This is a genomic window from Nostoc sp. (assembly GCF_036918015.1).
Lineage (GTDB): Bacteria > Cyanobacteriota > Cyanobacteriia > Cyanobacteriales > Nostocaceae > Nostoc.
In genome coordinates, this window is the sequence record NZ_JBALEO010000086.1 from 1 (window position 1) to 19,647 (window position 19,647).

At 41.0% G+C, this 19,647-nt stretch carries 17 protein-coding genes; 11 read left to right on the top strand and 6 right to left on the bottom strand.

Going from position 1 to position 19,647, the window contains the following annotated elements; all coding sequences use genetic code 11:
• Positions 1-761: condensation domain-containing protein (locus tag V7K61_RS26410; protein ID WP_335057991.1), on the bottom strand; the 761-nt coding region annotated here is incomplete at its 3' end.
• An 827-nt stretch (positions 762-1,588) separates the two neighbouring features.
• Between V7K61_RS26410 and V7K61_RS34245 the strand changes: the two genes are divergently transcribed.
• Positions 1,589-2,065 carry a hypothetical protein gene (locus V7K61_RS34245; RefSeq protein ID WP_442936369.1) on the top strand — a complete coding sequence of 159 codons (477 nt, stop codon included), beginning with the start codon at positions 1,589-1,591 and terminating at the stop codon, positions 2,063-2,065.
• 76 nt (positions 2,066-2,141) lie between these two features.
• On the opposite strand, the gene V7K61_RS26420 is transcribed toward V7K61_RS34245, so the two are convergent.
• Positions 2,142-3,026: a hypothetical protein gene (locus tag V7K61_RS26420; RefSeq protein ID WP_335057993.1), complete on the bottom strand. Its 885-nt coding sequence runs from the start codon at positions 3,024-3,026 to the stop codon at positions 2,142-2,144.
• A gap of 392 nt (positions 3,027-3,418) precedes the next feature.
• Between V7K61_RS26420 and V7K61_RS26425 the strand changes: the two genes are divergently transcribed.
• Positions 3,419-3,619, top strand: a complete 201-nt coding sequence (locus tag V7K61_RS26425) for a hypothetical protein (RefSeq protein WP_335058052.1) — start codon at positions 3,419-3,421, stop codon at positions 3,617-3,619.
• A 277-nt stretch (positions 3,620-3,896) separates the two neighbouring features.
• On the opposite strand, the gene V7K61_RS26430 is transcribed toward V7K61_RS26425, so the two are convergent.
• The 4 genes from V7K61_RS26430 to V7K61_RS26445 form a co-directional block, all read right to left on the bottom strand.
• On the bottom strand, positions 3,897-4,703 hold the full coding sequence (locus V7K61_RS26430) for a class I SAM-dependent methyltransferase (protein WP_292793162.1): 807 nt from the start codon (positions 4,701-4,703) through the stop codon (positions 3,897-3,899).
• A gap of 441 nt (positions 4,704-5,144) precedes the next feature.
• Entirely contained in the window at positions 5,145-5,411 is a 267-nt protein-coding gene (locus tag V7K61_RS26435) for a hypothetical protein (protein ID WP_335058054.1), read from the bottom strand.
• Entirely contained in the window at positions 5,371-5,829 is a 459-nt protein-coding gene (locus tag V7K61_RS26440) for a peptidoglycan-binding domain-containing protein (RefSeq protein ID WP_335057996.1), read from the bottom strand. The genes V7K61_RS26435 and V7K61_RS26440 overlap by 41 nt, the downstream gene beginning before the upstream one ends.
• Before the next feature lie 549 nt (positions 5,830-6,378).
• The gene (locus V7K61_RS26445; RefSeq protein ID WP_335057998.1) at positions 6,379-7,065 is read right to left on the bottom strand and encodes a transmembrane-type terpene cyclase; all 687 of its coding nucleotides are present in this window, start codon (positions 7,063-7,065) and stop codon (positions 6,379-6,381) included.
• 1,520 nt (positions 7,066-8,585) lie between these two features.
• Between V7K61_RS26445 and V7K61_RS26450 the strand changes: the two genes are divergently transcribed.
• The 9 genes from V7K61_RS26450 to V7K61_RS26490 all read left to right on the top strand — a co-directional run bounded on the left by V7K61_RS26450 (position 8,586) and on the right by V7K61_RS26490 (position 19,484).
• Positions 8,586-10,193, top strand: coding sequence for a phage tail sheath family protein (locus tag V7K61_RS26450; protein ID WP_335058000.1), 1,608 nt, complete (start codon positions 8,586-8,588; stop codon positions 10,191-10,193).
• Positions 10,194-10,203: 10 nt separating this feature from the next.
• Positions 10,204-10,674: a phage tail protein gene (locus V7K61_RS26455; RefSeq protein ID WP_094343923.1), complete on the top strand. Its 471-nt coding sequence runs from the start codon at positions 10,204-10,206 to the stop codon at positions 10,672-10,674.
• A 189-nt stretch (positions 10,675-10,863) separates the two neighbouring features.
• Complete coding sequence (locus V7K61_RS26460) at positions 10,864-11,298, top strand: hypothetical protein (protein ID WP_335058003.1); 435 nt, start codon at positions 10,864-10,866, stop codon at positions 11,296-11,298.
• 64 nt (positions 11,299-11,362) lie between these two features.
• Entirely contained in the window at positions 11,363-12,100 is a 738-nt protein-coding gene (locus V7K61_RS26465; protein ID WP_335058005.1) for a T4 family baseplate hub assembly chaperone, read from the top strand.
• Positions 12,100-14,742: a hypothetical protein gene (locus V7K61_RS26470; protein WP_335058007.1), complete on the top strand. Its 2,643-nt coding sequence runs from the start codon at positions 12,100-12,102 to the stop codon at positions 14,740-14,742. The genes V7K61_RS26465 and V7K61_RS26470 overlap by 1 nt, the downstream gene beginning before the upstream one ends.
• Entirely contained in the window at positions 14,739-15,986 is a 1,248-nt protein-coding gene (locus tag V7K61_RS26475) for a DUF4255 domain-containing protein (RefSeq protein WP_335058009.1), read from the top strand. Before V7K61_RS26470 ends, V7K61_RS26475 begins: the two co-directional genes overlap by 4 nt.
• On the top strand, positions 15,983-17,965 hold the full coding sequence (locus V7K61_RS26480) for an ATP-binding protein (protein ID WP_335058011.1): 1,983 nt from the start codon (positions 15,983-15,985) through the stop codon (positions 17,963-17,965). The genes V7K61_RS26475 and V7K61_RS26480 overlap by 4 nt, the downstream gene beginning before the upstream one ends.
• Positions 17,962-18,219, top strand: a complete 258-nt coding sequence (locus tag V7K61_RS26485) for a hypothetical protein (protein ID WP_334901738.1) — start codon at positions 17,962-17,964, stop codon at positions 18,217-18,219. Before V7K61_RS26480 ends, V7K61_RS26485 begins: the two co-directional genes overlap by 4 nt.
• Entirely contained in the window at positions 18,216-19,484 is a 1,269-nt protein-coding gene (locus V7K61_RS26490) for an eCIS core domain-containing protein (RefSeq protein ID WP_335058014.1), read from the top strand. The genes V7K61_RS26485 and V7K61_RS26490 overlap by 4 nt, the downstream gene beginning before the upstream one ends.
• Positions 19,485-19,647 lie beyond the last annotated feature (163 nt).

The window sequence follows — 19,647 nt, forward strand, 5'->3', positions numbered from 1 at the left end:
TGGCGGACTGCTAAGAGAAAAGCGGCACAAATCGCAGCATGAACACTCGTTTGTTCTTGCCGACAACGAGCTATGAGTAAGCGCGTTGTTTCGGGCGAAAGTGAACCAGAACTGACAAATGAACAGTTAGGTTGCTTCGCACGTTGCCCAACCAGAAAGGAATCACTGATGAATGTAGGAATTGGCTTTAACAAAGAAACTTTTTCGGGAGTTCGATCGACAATCAACTCCTCTAGTGACGGAGGCACAGATAAAGACTGTCCGAATATAGTGGGTGTAGTGTACACCGAAGGGGTTGCTGTAGGCATCGCCTGCAAAATATCCCGAATTAAGTAAGTTACAGAAATACCATCACCGATCGAGTGATGACATATCACAATCAATTCTGATAATTCTGCGCCATTGCTGGAGTGAACCAAGACAACGCGCACTAACGGAGCTTGCGACCAAATAAAGGGCGTTGCAATTTCTTGCTCAACTTCTCGCTGCCATTGTTGTTCGGATAGCCTCTGCACAACCCGCAGTGGAATATCAGCATGGTCTTCGACAAACCAAGGGTACTTTGCTTCATCCAGAGCAATCCGAACTCGGAGGAATGGATGCCTTTGCTGTACAAAGTGGAGTGCTTGTTGAAGTTGAGTAACTGTGAATTTTCCTTTGATTTGGGCTGTGAGAGCGAAATGTAAGGAATGAGCTTGATCGTGGAGCCAGAAGATTTGCTCTCCCGCACCCAAAGGGCGATAGACCTCGAAAGATTGCATATATTTAATTAATCTCCAATAATAATGCTGAGGCGAGAGCCAAAAAACCAGAGAGATTGTGTCATTAAATTACTCATTTAATTAATTGTTTGCGTAATCAAGAGCCGTCAAAAAATAATGTTTATATCTATGAAGTTTACTGAGGAGCATCTCTAACCTAATGAACGTCTCAGCTTGAGTTTCTTTGACTGCACATTTAATAGTTACAAATTTCTCGCAATATAACCTCTACCATTTGAAGGTTCTAATAGAAGTTATACAATTCATACACTATTTAAACCTTTTTTAAAACATCATTGCTTTTACAAACAATTTCTCTTTGCTCCTCGTAGTAATACTTTCACTACTAGATTTATGCAATTATATTGCAGTCTACTATCGCAATTAGAAACTGGAATTAAAACGTATTTTAACTAAGTTATACTAATTCTGTATGAAGATGTATAGAAAGAACCTCTCCCAAATGAAGATGCATAGAAAGAACCCCTCCCAACCTCACCAAAGTATCAGGGAGGTTGGGAAGGGTCAAAATAATGTGCAGCTTCACAGAAAATTGATATTATTACAAATAGCTGCAAGTTTCATCCTTTAGGAGTAGTAATTAAACTCATGCTTCATTGAAAATAAATACTTGTCAATTTAGCAAAAATAATCGTAATCGATCACGGGGCGATCGCAACTTGCAAAACAACGCAACGATCCAGCATCCAGCCTTCATTTTCAATCAAACCAAGCACCTATACTCGGTAGTATTTTGAACAACTATGGGTATGAGTATCATCGGATGCTGTTGGCGAAATATTTCTTCACATTTGAAAACCTTACAAATGCTAAAGCGAACAGACGTTGAGGAAAAATTGATTGGAAGTATGCACTTTCTCTCTTATTTGACAGACTCAGGCTTTGATTTTAGTGTACTCTGCGAATTCAGAGTCCGCTTAATTTCTGGAAGTGCCGAACAAAAATTACTAGATATCTTGTTAAAGCAATTTAAAGAAAAAGGAATTATCAAAGACAGAGGAAAACAACGTACCGATTCAACCCAACAAGAGGAAAATTCTAGCAATATTCTAGAGGATCAATTATTTAATTTAAAATCTCAGGATTTAAGAAATTTCTTTACTAAATTAGGTCTAGTAATTCAGTTTAGAAACCCAGTCTGTATTGATAGCTTGCATAAAAGCAGTGTATCTGTGTTAGCTCATACGGACAATGTATTTAGAGGCGAAGTATTTTATATATTGCCAATGATAGTTGAACCAGTTCAAGTTAAAAGGGTAATTATTATTCATATTAACACTTGAGAGTTGAAGCTAAAGTAATTAATTACCACAATTGATAAAACCCCAATTTATTATAATAAATTAGGGTTTTAGGTTATCAAAAATGATTTAATACTGCAATAGGAGCTTTGCTATAAAGCCTTACTCTATGTAATTTGTATTCTTCAATAAATGTTTGACCTGAATTAGCTAACCACTCTACAAACTGAATCGCTTCAATAGGTGGAGTAGTGTTCTTTAACATTGCTAGGCAAGGATTGAGCAAAATATCATTAGGATTAATATCCCCAGCTTCACAAAAGACACGAAGATTTTTACGTTTGTCAGGATCTGCCCAGTTCCAAATACCACGGTCAGTCAGAGTATAGTAACCTCGCTCGTTAGCTTCTTGGAGAGCAGTATCAGGATAATGTTCTTTGCTTTTAAGCGGAAGATACCACGAATCGGTTCCAACTTCAGGTAAACGACCAAGAAATTTTTTAAATATTTTCCGTTCTATAAAATTGGTAGCAGATTTGTCATTGCGTGTTAAAAAATAAACACCAGATTGACCTGAAGCAATCTTTTTAAAAAGCTTTAGTACTTGATGATTAGAGTAGTGCGGTGTAAGTTCTTCAGATATAGGTAAAGCTGCTGGATTGGTAAGAGAGCCTATGAGAGTGAAATGATCGCGAAAAATATAGACCGGTGCAAAACTAAAATTACGTTCTTTGTACTCTTTATATACCCGTTCGATTCCATAAGCCCAGCCGACATCAATTGAACCATTAGCTAAACCTTGTAGTGTCTCCTCTGTATCTGATTTTTTCCAAGCAATACAATATTCTGCCTTTGTTTGTGCCAAGAAAGACTCAGCCATATAGTCTACAAAGCGAGTGATTCCAGCCCCGCCATTGCCAATAATAAATCTAGGTTTATCTTCTTTACAAAAAGAAGAAAAAATAATGCGATCGCAATCATTTATTTGGGCTTCTTTTTTCATGGTTTTATTCAGTAGGTAAGAGTGTACGTAGATAGGTGTAACGACCTGCAATACTAATCGCTCAAACCTGCAATCAAGACATTTACAAACCAGGATTAAATGCAACTATAATTGCGCTTCAGCCAGGATTAAATTCAACGTTCCCCTTGATTATTTGCAACCAACCTGCTTTTCCTCTGTTTGAGCCAGGATTAAATGCAACTATAAAAGTAAAAAAACGAACGTTTTCTTAACTGCGTTACTAGTAAGGCTTAGAGTTCCTTTTACCGTTGTTTTTTCAGTAAATAAACTCGTAAAGAATTCAAAGTTAATTTATCAAACTCTCACATGAGTTTTTTGACAAACCCTTGTCAAGGAGAGAAAACTCAACCCTAGTAAAGTGTTAAGCTTATTTGCAATTAATTCTGGTCGAAACGGATGATTGCAGGCTGGTTGCATTTAATGCTGGTTTGCAATATAGAACAGATGACCGGAAAATCCCATATCGTCCTACTGAGTCAGGTAAGCAATGGGGGCGGATGGTAGCAGCAATTAAACTACAAGACCCCAAATTATTGCCAGTAATAACTGGGGAACTGGAAATACCCGTTTAGACAATGGGTATAAATCTGATTGAGTAAGCATAAGTTTGCTCCCACTGCATTTATAGTTACTAATGCCAAGTTCATCACGATTGCGTCTACAGATCAAATCTGAATTTCTGAATTACGAATTACCAACTGGTATTAATTATCCTGCCTGAGAATAGTAAACAGTTATCTTTCCCATTTCAAAGGTTAATCAACTATCATCCGCTTTTAGTTGTTCACTAGAGAATTGATTTTCTCTTCACAATCCAATAACTCTGTAAAGCTTCAAGAAACTATATAGTTATTTTCGTGCCCAGATTTGTGTCACACGAGGGATGCCAAACAGTGTTGTTTCGTCCTCTGCCAACTCTCTTATTTGCTCTATAGTTTGCTTAATCTCTTCTGGTGTTGTTATTCCAGAAGAAATAAAAGCATCAGCTGCCTCTTTGAGTGACAAATCTATTAAACGCTTAGTTTCTTTGTGAACTGCGACAGGCTGCACTAAAAAAATTTCTCGCGTCAGCAAGCCAGCATTTTGAAATATTTGGTAAAGCTGGCTTCCCATACAAAAGTGCTGGCTACGAGTGTTACCTAGTCTAAGGAAAAGCTCAAAACAACGGTCGTAGCTAGAGTTAGCAGGTTGACAAAAAGCAGTGCTAAAGTCGGCTTCCTCACACACTAACAATCCATTCGGCTTGAGTAGTGCCAGCATTTGTTCCAGTGCATCTTTCGGGCGAGTCAGATGGATTAGCAAAAAGCGGCAGTAAACTAGGTCAAAGGAGTTATGAGGTAATCCTGTATTGTAAGCGCTGCCCAAGACAAATTTTACATTGCTCAAGCCAAGTGCGTCTGCATTTCCTCGTGCCTGTTCTACCTGCTCTGTACTCACATCTACACCAATAACTGAACCGTTGAATCCAACTTGTTCGCCTAACCAAGTGGAAACACTTCCAATACCGCAACCAATGTCAGCTATATGCATTCCTTCGCAGAGTCCAACTCGCGCAAGTAAAAACTCTGTATATGGCTTATGGATTTGGTGAAGAATTTGCAATCGATTTGCGCCTTCTTTTCCAGTGGCTAGTGTATAACGGTCATCATGTATCATTTTTACTCATCTTGGAACTGCTTGACTTAACTAATTATTCTTAAATCTATATGAAGAATTAGAGCGTTTTTAAATCTTGTAATTCGTAATTAGGAGGTTTAATCACCTATTACAAGGCTTACAATTACCAGTTATATTAATAACGCCCTTTTTGTGTCAGATAGTCACATAAAATTAGTTTACCTGGGTCGCTTAGACCGGAAATTATCTCCGGTCACTTCAATGGCAAGCCGATTAATTTTGATGAGTGAATAAGTGCGAACGCACCTAATCCAACCTCATAAAAAAGCTGACTGTGATTTAGGCAGCTTTTTGATTAGGATGAAATAAAAAACGCTAAGGCTTATATACGAATGACACTAAGAAAAGCCCAAAGGCTTGTGTCGTCTTGTTCCCAGCCTCCAGGCTGAGAATGTATTTCAAGTGGGCTTCTGCCTCTTGTCAAGCTAACGGAGGCGGCAGCCCTCCCAGAATGGGTTCCCAGCTTAGAGGCTTGTTCCAGTCAGAGAAAGGACTGTATTTTTTCTTAGTGCCATTCCACTCTGAGTTGAAATTTTTGGACAATCGAGTGATGGATGAACCTGTCCATCTCGCAGTGGAAGGTTGTCTCCAACTTGAGTTAGAGTCTAAAGCCAATCTATCTGCTTCGGTACTTTTGGTAAAGCCGTTATAATTTCCAGGGAAGCGGTGAGTGATAAGGATTTTCATGCATATCCAACACTTCCCATGTACGAGGATTCACTTGTCCTGTAACTGGAACTTTGTACCGTTTTTGTAAATCCCTTACCGCAGATTCGGTAATGGAACCAAATACTCCATCAACAATTGCACCACGCGGATTTCCTAATCTGACTGCTGCTGCTTCTAAAAAACTATTATCTAAGAGAATTTTCTGCAATATTTTAACGCTTTTACCTCGATCCCCGGGATGCAAGGTGGGTAATGATAAATCGGTATACGCTGTTGCAACCAAAATCGGAGGTTTTTGTATTGGAAATGTTACTGCGATCGCTGTACTAGTTAGTGAAACTCCAATCAATTCTGCTATCAGTGTTGTTGATAAGAATACTTTAGACAACACAAAAGTAATTTGAAAAATCGATTTTTGAAGTTTTATTGATTTCATTAAGCATCTCCTAATGTGTTAGTTTGCTCATGCAATAGAATTTCAAGAACTTCTATGATTCAGCCCATTCTTGAGGCTTTTAAAAACCAAAACCACTTGTCGTTGGTATATATGTTACCTAGAACACCGATTCATTAATCGGAAGAGCAGGTAGAGTTGTTTGCAATAGCGCGTGTGGAGATGGGGGGTGTTTGTGTGCCGGGAAGAAAGTAGCCTTCGATCAGATCCTACTGACCTCCTGTAGTGGTGTGGTTGGCAACGATGTTAAGGCAAGTACCAAAAAGCCAGAGAGATTGTGTCATTAGATTACTCATGTTGATTAATTGTTTGCCTAATCAGGATCTGTCAAAAAATAATTTTTACGCTTGTTGATATCTATGAAGTTTACTGAGGAGTATCTCTAAGCCAATGAATGTCTCTGCTTGAGTTTTTTCACTGCACATTTAATAGTTACAAATTTATCGCAATATAACCTCTACCATTGGAACGTTTTAGTAGAAGTTATACAATTCACACACTATTTAAACCTTTTTTAAAAGATCATTGCTTTTACAAACAATTTCTATTTGCTCCTTGTAGTAATACTTTCACTACGAAAGAACCCCTCCCATCTAATTGTTCTTTTCTCAAATCTTTCATTTGAGTAGCAATCATAAATACATATATTAGATCAAAGACAAAAATTGCAGTATATAAAAATACAAACAAGAGCGATCTTCCTTGTATTGGCAAAGAAAGATAGAAACCAAAAGAAGCAAGTAAAGTTCCCATCATCTTAAATAAAGCAATAAATATTGATTGACCTCTGAGAGCGTTGCGTCTGACTAGCATATCAATAAAAAGAATAGACATCATAAGATTTTGTCCAAAAGCTGTATATGCACCACTCCAATCATGAAACTCATAGGTGATAAAAAGTACACAATAAAAGCTAACAACTAAGGTTAATAAAAATATGGGATAAAACAGTTTTTTTGGTAAATATCTCAACTCAGATTGTCCAAACTTTAGAAATTCAAACAAGATAATTACATCAAGAAAAAACCATATAATATTGACTTGAAGTTGTGGTGGCTGATGAGGATGAAGGAATGAAAATATAAATTCCCATGAAATATTTGCACATAGAGCAACTAATGGCATTCCATAAGTTTGATCTTCAAAACCACGTTTAATCAATAAAATATAGGTCAGTATCCAGAATACTCCACTGGCAAGAAATAAATTAGTTACCATAAATAATTGTCTCAGAAAAGATCAGAATTATGCTTTTGTAGTCCGTAGAAGTGCGATCGCTCTAAAAGCGAGGCTTATTCTATCGCCCCCTAATGGATTCTCTCTCTTATTGGGGTATGAGTGAATGGCACTAAGAAAAGGGAAAATCGTTGAGGCAGCAGGGGTGCAGAGGAGCAGAGGAGCAGGGGAGAAAAAAGAAGTTTTAGGTATACGAACGGATATTTAGAAATTCACCTCTGCGCCCTTGCGCCCCTGCCCCTCTGCAATCCTTATCCTGCATACTCTTCAGCTTAACTTAGTGCCATTCGGGTATGAGTATCATCATCGCAACAGAAAACCGAGTTAAGCTTAAAAGCCTTATTAGATAAAGATTTTTCTGATAACCAAGGCGATTTACGCTCTGCTGATCGTCGAGTCACTGCTCAACAATAAAATAAGGGTTTCAGCTTCTAAAAATCCTTGTATTGCTTATGTAATATATCTTAACCCGGTTTTCTACGTGAATGCTACTCATATCCCAACTACTACATGAGCCGAGGCTAATCGACAATTTTGCATTCCTGCTCCATAAAACGCAGAAACCTTTCCTCAAACTCAGTCAAATACGGGCGTTTAAATTCTCCCAAACACTTCAAAACTCCCTCTGCTGCTGCTTCTAGCTTGCCACTGTCCCGTAGCCTACTGATGCGAGGCGTAGCCCGCCGCAGGCATCGCTTTCTTGGTTAATTTCTCAAAAGAGTTATATTGCGAAATTACTTTGACTACTTTTTGTGTCGTATTTAATCAACTTATACAATTCAACCATCAATCAGACTATTGTATATACTCGATTTCAAACGTCTGGTTGTTACATTGACGATGAGAAGATCAATTAGAAGCATTTGGAAAGCTTTTTGACAACAGACTGTATAGGAACCAAATAAATCTAGGTTTGAAAGTGAACATTTTATCAAACAATATAATGTCGCATACATTGATTAATTTAACATTGCAAATATACTGATGAAATATCATCCCCAATGTACAGGTTAAGCTCATCTAATTTGGTATAGTATTAACCTGACAGTTAATAAGGCTCATTGGACTCTAAATTGTTCTTTTGCCGTTCGTGTAGCGGCTCTAAAAGAGTAAATGCTTGCCTTGTCGTATTCTTTCTTTCCACAGTCTGACGTTCGTTAGCGACTGACTCACTCTAAGCATACCCCTGCTCTTAAGCAAGCTACGCGTAGCCTCTCTAAGAGCTGCCTCTCGTACCACTTCTCTACGAGACGCTCCGCGAACGTGGAAGCAAGCTATGCGTAGCCTAACGCTAAAGGAAAAAAGAAGGCTTTACGCTGTGCGATCGCCTTTGGCATCTCCCTGTCAGAGAAATCAAAATTTTAAATAACTCAATAAAGTTCTTAAAAGCAGCTATCTAATATTAAGTAAATTGGGAAGAAAAATATTATCCAATTTGCATATTTAAAAGTTGACTATTTTGTCAATTTGCAAGTTCTAAATGCTTAACCAGAGAATGAACAATGCCTACACAACCAACTTATCCAGGCGTTTACATAGAGGAAATTCCTAGTGGTGTACGCACGATTACAGGCGTATCTACCGCTATTACTGCTTTTATAGGTCGTTCTTTACGCGGCCCTGTAAACGAGCCGATTACTATCAATAGTTATGGCGACTTTGAACGCATTTTTGGAGGATTGTGGCTAAATAGTACCCTTGGCTATGCTGTACGAGACTTTTATCTCAACGGTGGTAGCCAAGCAATCATCGTCCGACTCACTCACTCCAAGTCTAAGCCGGCAGAAGGTGAAGCTCCAGCACAAGCGGAACCCACAGCTAAGAAGGCACAACTAAATGTTAATAGTCTCAACTTAGAAGCAGCAAATGAAGGCAACTGGGGAAATGCTTTAAAAGTGCGGATTGAATACGTAGATACTAATGTAATACGTGACGCAGAGGCACAAAAACTATTCAACATTACAGTTCTGGATAATAGTACAGGTCAACAGGAAGTATTTCGGAATGTATCGGTGCTTCCGAATCACCCAAGACGAGTAGATAAAGTCTTGTCAAATGAGTCTTATTTAGTTCGATTTAGAAATGAACCTCTGCCAACAGAAAGACCCTCTGCTCATGCCCAACCAGCATCGGATAAAAAGTTGTGGGGTGATAACGATACAAACACCAAAGCTGAAGAAAATAGCGGTGCAGATGGTGATGATCTAGATGTGAACGACTTCACGGGGTCAAATAAGGAAGGAAATAAAGAGGGTCTTTATGCTTTAAATAAAGCCGACCTCTTTAATATCCTTTGTATTCCACCCTATAAAGCCGATAACAATATAGATTATGACTCTTTAGTAGATTCATCTGCTGAATTTTGTAGAGATCGCCGCGCATTTTTTATCATTGATCCTCCTAGTGATTGGACTAATAAGGATGCAGCAAAGAGTGGTATTCCGAACATTGGTGCAGCGACTAGTTATGCTGCTGTTTTCTTTCCCAGAATCAAACAGCCAAACCCATTACGAGATAATCAAATAGAAGAATTTGTTCCTTGTGGTGCGATCGCTGGTGTATTTGCTCGTACTGATGTTCAACGTGGTGTGTGGAAAGCTCCAGCAGGTACAGAAGCAACATTGACGGGTGTACCACAATTGAGTGTACCTCTAACAGATCCAGAAAATGGGGAATTGAATCCTCTGGGAATCAATTGTTTACGAACTCTACCAGCTTTTGGTCGTGTGATTTGGGGAGCGCGGACGCGACGTGGGGATGACCGTCTTACCGATGATTGGAAGTATATTCCGGTTCGCCGTTTTGCACTTTTCTTGGAAGAAAGCCTTTATCGCGGTACGCAATGGGTTGTCTTTGAGCCAAATGACGAGCCGTTGTGGGCGCAAATTCGTTTGAATCTTGGCGCTTTTATGCATACTCTCTTCCTTCAAGGAGCTTTTCAAGGTCGTAAGCCGGAAGATGCTTACTTTGTGAAGTGCGATAAAGAAACAACAATCCAAAATGATATTAACTTAGGAATTGTCAATATCATTGTTGGTTTTGCTCCTCTCAAACCTGCTGAATTTGTCATTCTCAAGATTCAGCAAATAGCCGGACAAATAGCAGTTTAAGGAGAAATATATGCCTTCTATTTCAGGTAAGCGTTTTGATCCCTACAAAAACTTTAAGTTTGTTGTGAAAATCAATGGTAAAGAAGTGCTTGGGGTAAGTAAAGTCAGCAGTCTAAAGCGAACCACTGAGGTAATAGAACACCGCACAGGTGGCGACCCTAGCACTGTCTATAAGTCTCCAGGACAAAGTAAGTATGATGCTATTACCTTAGAACGAGGTATTACCAAAGATCCTGATTTTGAAAAATGGGTAAATAAGGTCTGGGCGCTTGGTGGTAGTCCAGAAGTGTCTCTAGCAGATTTCCGTCAAGATATCATCATTGAGGTTCGTGATGAAGCTGGTAAGCCAGCAACTTCATATAACGTTTTTGGTTGCTGGGTTTCGGAATATCAAGCTTTACCAGACCTGGATGCGAGTGCTAATGCTGTCGCTATCGAGTACATAAAGATAGAAAACGAAGGTTGGGAACGTGCTTCATAATAACTAGCGAAGCCTGACTGTTTTATCAGTATATCTAAGCTTATCCACTAGCAATTGTAGTTAGATTCAAGTTTTCAAATCCTTTGTTAGGTATTAATAAAACAGTCAGGGAGGCAGAGCAAAATGACATTCATCCGAGTTTGGCGATTCATAACACTTATGCTGGCTTCATTTAGTCTCAGTTTGTCTATGGCACATTTGTTAGAATTGCCGCAAAGAATGAAGTTTGACCAGCAACTTTGGGTTAGAGTGACAGTTATTGAAAATGTTTATCGGTTGTTTGGCTCAGTCGGCGCAGCTTTTGAAATTACAGCGATTCTGACAGCAATTGTGCTAGGTTTTCTTGTTCGCAAACGCGGTTCAACTTTTTATTGGACGTTGGGCGGTGTGATTTTGTTAGTACTGGCGTTTGTGAGTTGGATAATATTTGTTGCGCCAATGAACGCTGAATTCGCCAAATGGTTGACGAATCCCGTTCCTGTGAATTGGACGCGATATCGCGATCAATGGGAGTATGCACACGCAGTCAACACCTTTATCAAAATTCTTGGACTAAGTTTGCTCGTGATTTCTGTGCTTGTAGAAACGCCGAAAAACAGAGCGATCCATTCTGTTCAGGAGTGAGGTTTATTTAGAGTTAGCGAATAGTTAATCATGATTTAGTTGTTCAACCAGCAGGAAATTAATTATGCGATCGCTATCAGCCTCGGAACTGTTAAATATCTGGGAATGGGGACGTAATCAGCCATCTTGGTCTAAAGCAATCAAGCTACTAGCTAGTGCTTGCTCTGAAACCTCCATAGATATGCTTACCCAACTCAGTCTCGGTCAGCGCGATGCCATGCTGCTGACATTGCGAGAGTGGACATTTGGTTCCCAACTGGTTAGTCAAGTGACTTGTCCAAACTGTGGTGAAGTCTTGGAACTTAATTTTGATGTTGGAGATATGCGTGTAGCGTCACTGTCACTTGAACCAGTAGAGAAATATTGTCTTGAACTTGCTGATTATGAGGTGAGTTTTCGTCTACCAAACAGTTTAGATATGATAGCGATCGCTGAACATACACAGCCAGAGATTGCCCAAGAAGTTTTATTGGAACGATGTATTTTAGGAGCCGTGAGTGACGGTGAATATCTGCCGTTTCAGCAATTGCCATCTGATGTGACCAATGCAATTATTACCCAGATGGCTCTGGTTGATCCTCAAGCAAATGTACCAATCGATATCTCCTGTTCCACTTGCAACCACCAATGGCAATCATTGTTTGACATTGTGTCGTTCTTCTGGGCTGAGATTCACACTTGGGCATTTCGAGTTTTGCGAGAGGTACATACTTTGGCTGTTACTTACGGTTGGCGTGAAGCTGATATTTTGGCGATGAGTCCCAGACGGCGGCAATTGTATTTAGAAATGGTGGCGGGCTGATGAGCAATTATCTTTACCAGTTAGTAGCTAAAAGCTTTAACTTGATTGATACAATTCAACCTTTTGTATTATCAGTCTTTGAACCGTTACCAGAGTCTACACTTGACTGGGAGCCATCGATGACCACAGAAGAGACTGAGTTGGAAACGACATCCGAAGCAGAGAAATTTCCCAACTTTGAGAGTGTACAGTCTTTGGAGTCGCGATCGCCTGCAACAACAGGGCAAATATTTGAAGAGATAACCAACAGGCTCTCAACTAATTTAACTTCAACACCTGTTTACTCTTCCCGACAAATACCAGAATTAACTCTTGATTTGGCAGATAAGCCTAACTTTGAATTATCTCTCGGTGAGCTTTTCCCAGAGTCAGTACTGAGTCAAATCACCACTGACAATCTGCTGCTGACTCCAAACCCAGAGCTAGAAACAAACAATCCTCCACTAATTACTAGTTCTACTCGATTAGCACACAAACAACTAACGGAAATTGATTCAGTTGTTTCTTCCGTTCAATCATCAGAACTGAGAAATCGGAAACAATTTCTAACTCAACCTTTTTCAGAATCAGAAATGATTTTACCCGCTACAAATCAAGTAGCATCTTCTCCCAACTCAGATCCGTTGAAGCCTCCACCTATAGCAAAAACAAAGCCTTCTCTATCGAGTTGTGTCGTTTCTGTACTCACCACAAAATCAAATACTTCTCTCTTAAACTCAATCGATCACCAAAGTCAGCCTCAACCTAAATTTTTATCTGAACAACTAATTGAATTTAATGGTTTAGCTTTATCTTTGCAATCATTATCAAATACTTCTCTCTCAAACCCAATTGATCAGCAGAGTCAGCCTCAACCTAAATCTTTATCTGAACAACCAATTGAAATTAATCGTTTAGCTTTATCTTTACAGTCACCTTTAAAACCAGACTTGCAAATATATTTTGACGAAAATTTAACAGTTCCATTCGTTCCTAATGAGAAAACATTTTTGCAGCCAAGTCTAAATAATACAATTTTCAGGACTGCGATCGCCAAAGAAAATAATGCTCCTGTCTCAAGGTTAGTTGTTGAAAAATTGGGAGAACTTACAACTCAATTATTCAATAACCAACCACTTGAAATTAATCGAGTAGCTTCTCTTTATACCTCACCATCTGACTTTTCACATTATATGGACAAGTCAACACGAAACCTAATCCCCGATCAAGCTTTTCTACTAGGGAATGGGGAGAATTTAAAGCCTCTTGAGTTGCAGAAGAGAGGTTTGGAGAGCGAAAAGTTTGAGCGGAGGTTTCCGGCGATGCCGGAGCCAATGCTAGGGATGAGCAAAGCTTTTCAAGAGAGAAGTTTTGCAGAACCCGTGAAAAGTCATACTTCACCACAGTTAGAAAGTTTTGAACTATCTCCCGTTCAACTTCAATCAGAAGCAACAGCGATGTCTACGACCAACTTTGCCAGCGCATCTGATATTGCTCAAGTATTGCCTTTAACACCTGCGCTAGCAGTAGAAACTATTACTCCCACCTCAAATACGGTAATTCAGCTACAGGAACAACTTGTGAATGAATTGCCACAACAGCAACCACTACAAATAACTGGGAATATTTCATCTCCTCCAGTGCAAAAGTTGATCAGTTCAGAAATATTATCCAGTCAGATTTTAGAAGAACCAACAGCGATGTCTAGCTTTGCCAACGCACAGAGTCCAGATTCGCTACAAGCGATGTCTACGACGGGCTTTGCCAACGCACCGATTATTGACAGGACGTTATCGAATTCACACAAACAGACGTTAACACCCACAATTGACAGAGAAACAAACGTTAGACTACCACATTCTAAACTTGCGTCTGATCTGCCAGAAATTCCCCAGAGGTTTGTCCACAAAAACGTTTTATCAATCCAGCCATTGCTAACAGCTGCATCTCCCAAACTATCTTCGCTTCAGACAGACAGTTCTACTGCATTATTCGGAGATAATTTACCATCATTTGTCACTTCCCAAACTGCAACTCAGCTAGCTGCTATTTATTCAGATATAATACCAGCGCCAATTCCTGCTTCACATCCTTCGACTGCCGGAACTGACATACAACCGCAAGTCAGAAAAGCTGACTCTCACTTGTCTGATTTTCGCAGAAATGAAGCTTCTATTCAGGAAGTTGGCTCACAAAACCATAAAACAAAGAGGCAGGGGGAAGGGGGCAGGGAGCAGGGAGAAATGACCCCTGACTCCTGCGGTGGAGCGGAGCGGAACATGGGTCTAACTCCCCCACTTCTGTTAAGTCGTTCTCGTACCCTTCGGGAAGCTAGCGCAACAGTTGGAGTCGAATCCCCATCTAAACTATCTCCCCTGCTCCCTGCTCCCCGCTCCCTTGCCTCTTTTTCAAGACCGCTTTCTGGGTCAATCAGTGACATGACCGTAAAAAGTTTGTCAGTCATTGCAGCTAGTAGCAAAGAAGACCAAAAGCGATACTCAGAGCATTTGGAAACACCGCCTGTTATTCAAGTCACAATTGGTCGGTTAGAAGTTCGTAGCACAGCCCCAGTACCTCCTCTACCTCGACCAAAGCCCCGTTCAGCAACGTCTGTGATGAGTTTGAATGAGTACTTGCAGCGACGTGGGGGAGGTAAACGATGAGCAATGCTTTAGCCATAGCTGCTGTCACGATCACATTGCGTCACCTATTACAGCAAAGGTTTGACGCTGAGAGTTCTGGTAGAATCACTGTGACGACACGACCATTGGATAAAGTGGGAGATCATACTGTTAGTAGTGGTGATCAAGTTAATCTGTTTCTCTACGATACTCAGATCAACGCGGCTTGGCGGAATATGGATATTCCTTCTCAAGTGAAGCCTGGTGAAACAGGACAGCAGCTTTTGCCATTGAACCTCTATTACCTACTGACTGCTTACGCCCAGAATGATGACTTCCCAGAACCCACAAGTCATCGGCTATTAGGTGTGGCTATGAGTGTTTTTAACGATCATCCTATAATTACTTCTGCTGATATTACAGTAGCCTTGCCTATTACCAATCCTCCAGAGTATGACCTTGATCAACAGGAGGAACAGGTGCGAATTGTTTATCAACCGTTATCTGTGGAAGAAGTATTTAATCTGTGGTCAACTTTTCAAGCTCCCTATCGGGTTTCAGCTGCTTATGAGGTATCAGTGGTGCTGATTGAAAACAGCCAGCCTGCTAAAACTCCGCTACCGATTATTAAACGTCAATCTGACGATCGCGGGACAATTGTTCAGTCAGATTTGTCGTCGCCCTTACCCACATTAGTTTCTATCCAATTGCCTAACCAGCAAGCTAGCGCCAGATTGGGTGATATTCTGATTCTTAATGGTTTTCACTTAGACGCTGAAAATGTAGTTATATATTTTACAAATATTCGTTTAGAAATTTCTCTGGAAGTGCCACCAATAGCTACGAGAACGGCAACAGATATTAGAGTTCAATTACCTGATGAGCCTGTAAACTGGGCGGCGGGTTTTTATACCGTGGTAGTGGGAGTAACGCGGACTGGCGAACCAAGTCGGACTACCAATGAATTATCTTTTGCCTTAGCACCAAAAATCTTAGATATTATACCACGACAGGCAACACCAGACGCTAATGGCGAAGTAACCCTCACTTTGATTTTAAGCCCCCAAGTGCAACCAAGACAAAGGGTTGCATTATTGTTAGGCGATCGCGAAGTTCTGGCTCAACCACATCCAACTCAAACAGATAGGCTGGAGTTTCGCATTGCAGGTATTACACCGGATGAGTATTTTGTGCGGGTGCGGATTGATGGAGTAGATAGCTTGCTGGTAGATCGCACGGTCACACCGCCTGTTTTCGACCAGAATCAGAAGGTGGTGATTTTATGAGCAACCTTGATTCCTGGATGCCAAACAACGAAGAATATTTAGCGAAGGCACTAGCTTGGTTGCGCTGGTGTTTACGTAAGTTTGCACAGTTACCTGATACTGAGATAGCTGAGGTTACAGAAAAGCCAACAGCTGAGGGGATGAATCCACTCCCGGCGCTGATTCTGTTGAGCCAGAAGTTAGGTCTGTCTGATTTTGAACAAGAGATTTTGCTGTTATGCGTTGCAATGGAATTAGATCCAGGTATGGCGCGTCTTTGTGCTAAAGCTCAAGATAATGCTCACCAGCCTTACCCTACCTTTGCCTTGGCTTTATCCTTATTCGATGAACCTGCTTGGGATGCCCTTTCTTGGGAACGACCTTTGCGTTACTGGCGATTGATTGAAATTCATCAGTTGGGAGTTCAACCCCTTACTAGCAGTGGTTTACGGGTAGATGAACGAATATTAAATTATATCAAAGGATTAAATTCTTTAAGCGATCGCTTGGCATCATTAGTGATTCCACTAGAAACAGAACAATGGGATGTAAAATTACCGCCATCTCAAAATGCTGTTGTCGAAACAATTATTCAACAACTGCGCCAAACGCAGAGAGAACAACGTTTACCAGTTATTCAGCTAGTAGGGGCAGATTCCCTCAGCAAGCAACTAATAGCCCAACAGGTAGCAGCCCAACTAGATAGGTATGTCTATCGTTTGTCAGTGGAACTATTGCCAACTCAGGCGGGAGAGTTAGAGACAGTTGCCCGTTTGTGGCATCGAGAAAGCTTGCTATTGCCGCTTGCGCTGTATTTAGATGCCCAAGAGCTTGACGATAAACCTACTACAGAAGGACAAGCACTTCCCTTGCATCGGTTTCTTACCCGCAGTGGTGGTCTAATTTTCCTTAGCACTCGTGAAATTAGGCAAAACTTGGGTCAGTCTACAATTGTTGTAGATGTTGAAAAGCCAACACCCACGGAACAAAAAGCAACTTGGAGCCAAGCATTAGGAACCGTGGCGGATATTAATCCGCGACTCTTGACTGGGCAGTTTAACCTCAATTTAGTCACAATTGAGCAGATTGCCCAGCAAGTGCTAGCTGAAACATCCAATCCTGAAATCCCAAATCGTTTGTGGTCAGCTTGTCTTGGTAATACTCGTCCGCAGTTGGATACTTTAGCTCAACGCCTCGACCTGAAAGCAACTTGGGATGATATTGTCTTAGCACCAGAAGAGACAAACTTACTGCATCAAATTGCTGACCAGATCCGCCAGCGCAGCCAAGTTTATCAAAATTGGGGTTTTGACAAGCGGATGAATCGGGGAATGGGCATCAGCGCCCTGTTTGCGGGGGAAAGCGGGACGGGGAAGACGATGGCAGCAGAGGTGATTGCTAATGATTTGCAACTCAATCTCTATCGGATTGACCTGTCGGCGGTGGTCAATAAATATATCGGAGAAACCGAGAAAAATCTGCGTCGTTTATTTGATGCGGCGGAAGATGGCGGGGCGATTCTGTTTTTTGATGAAGCGGATGCTTTGTTTGGCAAACGTTCTGAGGTCAGAGATAGTCATGACCGCCACGCAAATATTGAGGTGAATTATCTGTTGCAGAGGTTGGAAGCATATCACGGTTTAGCGATTTTGGCAACCAATCTTAAGAGTTCGCTGGATCATGCCTTTATGCGCCGCTTGCGCTTTATTGTGAATTTTTCCTTTCCTGGTGTTGCTGAACGTCAGGTGATGTGGGAGAAGGTGTTTCCACCAGAGACACCAACTGAGGATTTAGATTTTCACCGCTTGGCACGTCTGAATTTGACAGGTGCGAGTATCCAAAATGTGGCGTTGAATGCAGCTTTTTTGGCGGCGCAAGCGGGTACACCTGTGACAATAGCGTTGGTGTTAGCAGCAGTGCGGACAGAGTTTCGCAAATTAGAGCGACCTGTGAATGAGGCGGATTTTCGTGTTTCAGTACTTACGGGGGTAACGGTATGAATATCAATATTGATATAGAAAAGCTGGTTTTAGAGGGAATGTCTATTTCTCCCAGCCAGGGGCGGAAGTTGCAAGGGTTGGTGGAGACTGAATTGGCGCGATTGCTGAGAACAGAAGGTATACCACATAACTGGTCTTCAGGTGGGGTGGTGTCTCATGTGCCGAGAGGTGCTATTCAAGTAAAGCCTGGATCTAATCCTACCCAAATGGCGCAACAAATTGCACAAACAGTATATCGAGGAATGAAACCATGATTAGTAAAATAATTGCACAAAGCGATCGGCAGCAAAAAAGTGAGAAACCACAAGAAAGTGGCATTTTACAGCGTGCTAACGTTCGTTTGGTTGCGGACGCTGGAATTCAATCAACGGATGATCAAGAAGAAGTGGCATTAAGTAATTCGACTTTTTCCAAAGACTTTAGCCGAGTGCCTATCACTACAACTAAACCACAGCCAATTATGGCGAAGCTGACGATTGGTGCAGTGGGGGATAAATACGAACAGGAAGCTGATCGCGTAGCGGCACAGGTGGTGCAGCGAATAAATGCACCTGCATCTTTGCAGTCAGGTGAAGATGAAACTGTTCAGCGAGAGAATATGGAGACAGAAGATAACGAAGCAAGACTGATGCGATCGCCAATATTACAGCGTATGTCTAGTGATGGTGGGATGGCTGCTGCACCAGACCTTGAAGCGTCCATCAATCAGGCAAGGGGTGGCGGACAGGTGATGACAAACAATATTCGGCAACCGATGGAACAGGCGTTTGGGGCTGATTTCAGTAGAGTGAAGATTCACACAGGTGCTCAATCTGACCAGTTGAATCAGTCAATACAGGCGCGTGCTTTCACAACCGGTCAGGATGTGTTCTTTCGGCAAGGGGAATATAATCTTGGGAGTCGGCGAGGGCAGGAGTTGTTAGCCCATGAGTTAACCCATGTAGTGCAGCAGAAAAGCAGTGTAGTGCAGAGGGTGAAGCATCAAGGAAAACAAGAGAGCTTATTCACTAAGAAAGTGAATCAATACGATGGCAACAGCTTCTTAGGAATCGAATTCACAAGGAACCACCTCACTAACAATAAAAAACTAAAAGGTAAACTACCTACAGAAGTAGCTAAGGGGAAAGCACAAGAACGCGGTTTGACCGCTCATACTCAACTCATTATGGATACTGAGGAAATAAAAAAATTAGGCAATGAGATCAAGTCGAAGAACAGTAGTCAATTCTATTACAAGAAGTTTAAAAAAGAAAACAAACCACCTCAAGATGTAAAGTTTTTAACTGATATGCAAATTGAATATGTGACGATCAATAGTGGGACAATAACCGAACACAAGTCAGGAAGGATATATTATACCGTGGCAAATGCTGGTGTAATGGTCGAAAACATCCCACTATACTGCATTAACCATCTGGAAAATATGCAGGCAACGAGTGAACTTAACATATTGTCGGAGCAGACCCAGGAAGAACATTGGGAGGAACAGAATGAAACAGAAGAGGAAGATTCGGATTAACAATTCAAAATTTGTACTGAGCGTAGCCGAAGTATTCAAAAATCAAAATTCAAGAGATTTCAGACGGGGATTTAAACCCCGACTGAAATGGGTGCTACATATAGATATAGGGATCTTAAACCCTTTAATTTACGATAAATTCTCAAACGACAGTTACTCGCTA